The following is a 5,206-nucleotide window of genomic DNA, read 5'->3' on the forward strand; positions in this document are numbered from 1 at the left end:
TCCAAGTTCTAACTCTTTGTATATTATAATAATTAGTGTAATTATTTAATATATCTTCAAATATACCTTCATAATTTAAATCCTCTGGAATAGTAATTTTTAGTTGCATAGTTTTATCTTTAGGTTCTGTAAATTTTGTAATATGTAATCCAATCATTACAGCAGATATAATTAAAGTAAATAAAAAGCCATAAGCAATATATCCCATACCACAAGTAAGCCCAATTGCTAAAGTAAAAAATATATATGCAATATCTTTTGGATCTCCTGGGGCACTTCTAAAGCGAATTATAGAAAATGCTCCAGCTAAAGAGAAGGCTCTAGCTACATTGTTGCCAACTAATAAAATAATTATAGATATTATTACAGGCAACATAATTAAAGTAGTACTAAATCCTGAGCTTAAATTGGATTTTTGGTTAGTTTTCATGTAAACTACACTTATTAAAATTCCTAAAATAATAGATGTACCTACTATCAATAGTGAGTTCGTAATAGTAACAGATTCTCCTGTTATTGATAACATTATTTTATCTAACATATTTCAACCTCAACCCCCACTTCATTATTTTCTCTATTATTTAAGCAATACTTCATAAATTCATTTCCATACTTTGAAAAGTGAGTTGGATAAATTTTTAGTTCAGATAGAATTCTTGTAAACCATAAAGGTATTGCACCTAATATTTTAATTTCCATAAGATATTTATTTTCTCCAACTACATCTTCACCAGAGCTACCTTCTTCTAATCGCAAATGATTTCTTCTCGTTAAAACTTTTGAATCAAAAGTGACTCTAAAATCGGGATTATCTTTACAAAAGAAAGCGTTTCTTTCATAAGATATAAATACGGTAGGATAAACTTTTGTTTTACTAAGATAGTATTCTATTTCATTTAGTACTTGTTTATCCATATAGTCCTTAACCATAGGTATCTTATGATTATATATAAAGTCATAAGCCTCCCCTAGTGTAAGAGAAAGTCTTCTTTTGCTTACAATGCCTTTGATTTTTTTCTTCAGTTCTAAAAAAACCTTTTCATCAAGGCTGGTTGGAACTTTGTAACTCCTAAGCCTAAGCTTTTCTTTATAATATGGTTTTGAGATAGAGTGCCTTATTACATCATTATTTTTTGTGTCGTAATATATGTTATAAATACTGTAAGTATTATTGTTTTTACAGTATTTATCTGGATTCATGTAATCTAGAAGTTTTGGAATTAATTTATTATACTGATTTTCTGTTATTAAAAATTTTTTTCATAACGCTTAAATGATTTTATTGCCATATTTATCACCTCTTTAGTAATTGTTTTACAGTAGGAGTATAATAATTTAACTTAAAAAGAAACTTAGAAAATATGTAAACATATTTTTTAGTTAATAATAGAAATTATAGTTATCTTATATCAAATTGTTTAATGTGGTATCTATTATATAAAGAGTGGCTATTAATACTTTATGGTTTAAAATCTATTCTTGCTTTAGTAAATTCATATATAAAGCCTTCTATTTTTTTGAAATTAAGATTGTAAATTATGCATTTTGTCATTTTAATCACCCCTAATTCTAATATTTTTATAACATTGGAGTTAAAATAAAATGTCCTTACTATTATTATAGCATTATTTTTCAATTGTCAACTATAAATGATAATGAAACTAACAAAAAAAGGAGAAATGACATATTTCCCCTAATTTGCAATCTATATTCTATCCGATTTTAACTATATTAATACTTGCACTACTGCCTTCTTTGTTATAACTATTAATATTTTTACTTTTATTTGAAAAACCATTATTTTTAAGTTGTAGTAAAGTATTTTCTGGGATATAAATTATATCATCACCAATAATAGACATACAATTTTTATAATCAGGGTCGATTACTCCAAAAGTTCTTTGAATGTTTTTTTGTAGTACATTATTAATGTATAAACCTATACTTTGCTCAAGATGATCTTTTTTATCCTCTATATTAACTGGAATTTTATATATTATATGATATACGCCAGATTTATTAACTTTTATAGTAGTAGGATTAACAAGAAATATATCTTCATTATATATGTCTGTTATATTAAATGGAAAATACTCATTTAAACCTACGCTAACCCATTCTGTTTGTAAAAATGTTGCATAAGAACTTTCTTTATTACTGCGTTCTTTTAATATATTACAGAGGCTTTTTAATAAATGATTATAATTTTTATTACAATCATTGAATTCTTCTTTCATAGACGATTCACCCCCTAATATATTTTATGATACGTTTTATAAAAAGGTTACAAAATAAGATTTAACTACGATAATATTTAAGATAATCATTAAAATTCCAACCTTCCAAAAATGACTTAGCAGAAATATATCCAGAATTAAATAAAGATTTTATTTGATCCTTTGATATATCAAAATCTACTGTATTTATACCCAAGGTTGGAATATTAACAATTCTAACAGCATCACAATCTTTAAAATATACTTCTTCACTTGTGGCAAGACTTGTTTCCACCACATCCATTAAAAAAGGGATAAATCCATTTGGATTATTATTAGGTTTTTGTACATTATTATATAAATTCAAACCAAAGGTAGGCCATCTTGGATTGTCAGCTACATCAAATATCCAAATAGGGAAGTTGCTTAAAAGTCCACCATCAACAATATAACAAGGTTCCTTATCAGTATTTAGAACTATTGGCTCATAAAAAAACGGTATACTAAGACTCATTCTAACTGCTTTTGCTATTTCAAAATCAAGGGGATTTATATTATATTCAACAAGATCATCAGGTAAGGTAATTAGTTTATGTCTAGTAACATCCGTTGCAATAACTTTTAATTTACTATTGTTATGAATATAAATATCTCTAAAATATTTTTTCCCTTTTTGCTCAAATTTTTTACTAAGAAAATTTTCTATATAATCTCCTGAATGTAGTCCCTTTGAAAGGAAGAGAGAAGCAGCTGACCCAACCAAAGGTATAGATTGTAATTTATTTTTATCTGCAAGCTTATTATAGTCTAAGTCATACATAATATCCTTAATTTCATTGGCACTATATCCTACAGCCACCAATGAAGCAACAATAGCACCTGCAGATGTACCAGCAACTCTTTTCCATGCATATCCTTGTTCTTCAAAGTAAGATATTGCACCTACAAGGGCTATCCCTTTGACACCGCCACCCTTGCACACCAAATCTGCATACATTATAATTCACCACCAATATTAAACTCGTACTTAAATAATTTAGTACAATACATAATATGTCTAAGTATAAAAAGATGATAAACTATAGTAAAAAATAAAAATTCGTTTGGACTAACCCACAGCGTGGCGCTCTACTTTAGGAAACAACATTGCCCAAAATATATTTTCTTGAAATTAAAAAATAGTGGCATTATTACCACTATTTTTGTGAATATGATTATATAATAAAGAAGGATGCTGAAATTATTAGATACACTGCTAGCAATTGAACTCCCTCTAACCAGTTACACTCACCATCATGAGAAACTCTATTGGCAATTAAAACAGAGGCTATAAGTGCAATTAACTCAAACTCATTAAATACAATACTCATTGGTTTAAAAAATAAACTTAAGAAAATAAGCACTGGTGCAACAAATAAAATAATTTGAAGAGAAGAGCCTATGGCAATTTCCAGTGCCACATCCATTTTATCCTTTCTTGCCATTATAACAGCTGTTGAGTGCTCAGCAGCGTTACCTATAATAGGTATTAATATTATACCAACAAAAAATTCACTCCAACCTAAAGCGCTAGTGATAGGCTCAATACCATTAACTAAAAATTCACTTTCAATAGCTATTAAGATTGTTGCTACTACTAAAATAGTAATTGATTTTTTTAATGACCATTTAGGGTCGCCTTCTTCTTTTTCATCAGAGTTATATATATCTTTATGAGTACTAAAAGAAAAAACAAGACTAAGTACATAAATGATAATCATGACAACTGCAACAAAAATACTAAGACCTTCATAGCGAGTATTTAATAAAGCAGGATCAACAGTATGAGTAAATAAAGCAGGTATACATAGGCCAAGTACTGCAAACAAAAGCATGGAAGAAGACACTTCACTAACTTTAACATTAAATTTTTGTGTCTTATACTTAAGGCCTCCAGCTAACATACTTGCACCTACAACAAGAAGAACATTTCCAATTACTGCTCCAGCAATAGAGGATTTTACTATATCAAACAATCCTTTTTTTAGAGCAAAGAAAGAAATAATAAGTTCTGTTGCATTTCCAAAAGTACCATTTAAGAACCCTCCAATTTTAGGGCCAGAGTAGAAGGATATTTCTTCTGTACCTTCACCCATTAAACCAGCAAGGGGAATGATGGATAAACAAGATAAAATAAACATAATAGTCCCAGAGGCATTGAGAAATTTTGCTATAAAACTGATGGGGATGAAAATTAACATATATTTTAAAATCTTCATAAATTTCCTCCTTATTAAAATCTATAATTAGGTTAACCTTAGAATTGCAAATTATTCTTGGATGAAATAATTTATATAAATTCCTAGTAGGATATAATATAAACATTAAACATAGTAAAATAAAGAAAATAGTAATATATTTAAAAATTAAAATTAATTATTCTAACTTAATTTTTAATATAAAATAACTCATAATCTTATTATTTCTAACAAGTAAAACTTACTTTAAACCAATTAAAGATTTTAAAATATATAAAATATTACTTTGATAAGAATTCTGTATACTTTAGTTAATTGGTTAACAAATTTTAAAATAAAAAAGGAATTATTTATATAGAAAAGAATATTATATATAAACCTAGTTATTTTAAACATTGAACAGATATTAAAATGTGTGAAATCCCCCACATTCTAAATAATTAGAGTTATTTAGCACCTTATGAATTTTGTATAAGGTGTTTTTTTCTATATTTTTTTAACAAAGATAATTAAATATTTAATAAACATAACTTATTAATCAAAAACATTTTTATATGTGTTATAAAAAACATTTATAGAGTAAATAATATTATTATAAACATTTAATACTTATACCCAATAAGATGAAAAACCTTTTACCTTAAAAAGGGACCTAATCAGGTCTTTTTTTAAGTTGTTCTTTATAAAACTCTGAATAAATATATATTAACTTTATACACCAAAAACAGGCTCATAAATTTATGAGCCTGTTTT

Annotated in this window: 5 protein-coding genes; all 5 read right to left on the reverse strand. The window is 26.7% G+C overall.

The window, feature by feature from the left end:
• Positions 1–541: DUF4956 domain-containing protein (locus QX51_RS16990; protein ID WP_039681095.1), on the reverse strand; the 541-nt coding region annotated here is incomplete at its 3' end.
• The gene (locus QX51_RS16995) at positions 535–1,200 is read right to left on the reverse strand and encodes a polyphosphate polymerase domain-containing protein (RefSeq protein ID WP_334291554.1); all 666 of its coding nucleotides are present in this window, start codon (positions 1,198–1,200) and stop codon (positions 535–537) included. The genes QX51_RS16990 and QX51_RS16995, both read right to left, overlap by 7 nt.
• A gap of 512 nt (positions 1,201–1,712) precedes the next feature.
• Complete coding sequence (locus tag QX51_RS17000) at positions 1,713–2,237, reverse strand: hypothetical protein (protein WP_039681096.1); 525 nt, start codon at positions 2,235–2,237, stop codon at positions 1,713–1,715.
• A gap of 61 nt (positions 2,238–2,298) precedes the next feature.
• Positions 2,299–3,213 carry a patatin-like phospholipase family protein gene (locus QX51_RS17005; protein ID WP_039681097.1) on the reverse strand — a complete coding sequence of 305 codons (915 nt, stop codon included), beginning with the start codon at positions 3,211–3,213 and terminating at the stop codon, positions 2,299–2,301.
• Positions 3,214–3,430: 217 nt separating this feature from the next.
• Positions 3,431–4,474 (reverse strand): calcium/proton exchanger, encoded by a 1,044-nt coding sequence (cax, locus tag QX51_RS17010; RefSeq protein WP_039681098.1) that lies wholly within the window; start codon positions 4,472–4,474, stop codon positions 3,431–3,433.
• Positions 4,475–5,206 lie beyond the last annotated feature (732 nt).

The sequence above is a fragment of the Terrisporobacter othiniensis genome, assembly GCF_000808015.1.
Lineage (GTDB): Bacteria > Bacillota > Clostridia > Peptostreptococcales > Peptostreptococcaceae > Terrisporobacter > Terrisporobacter muris.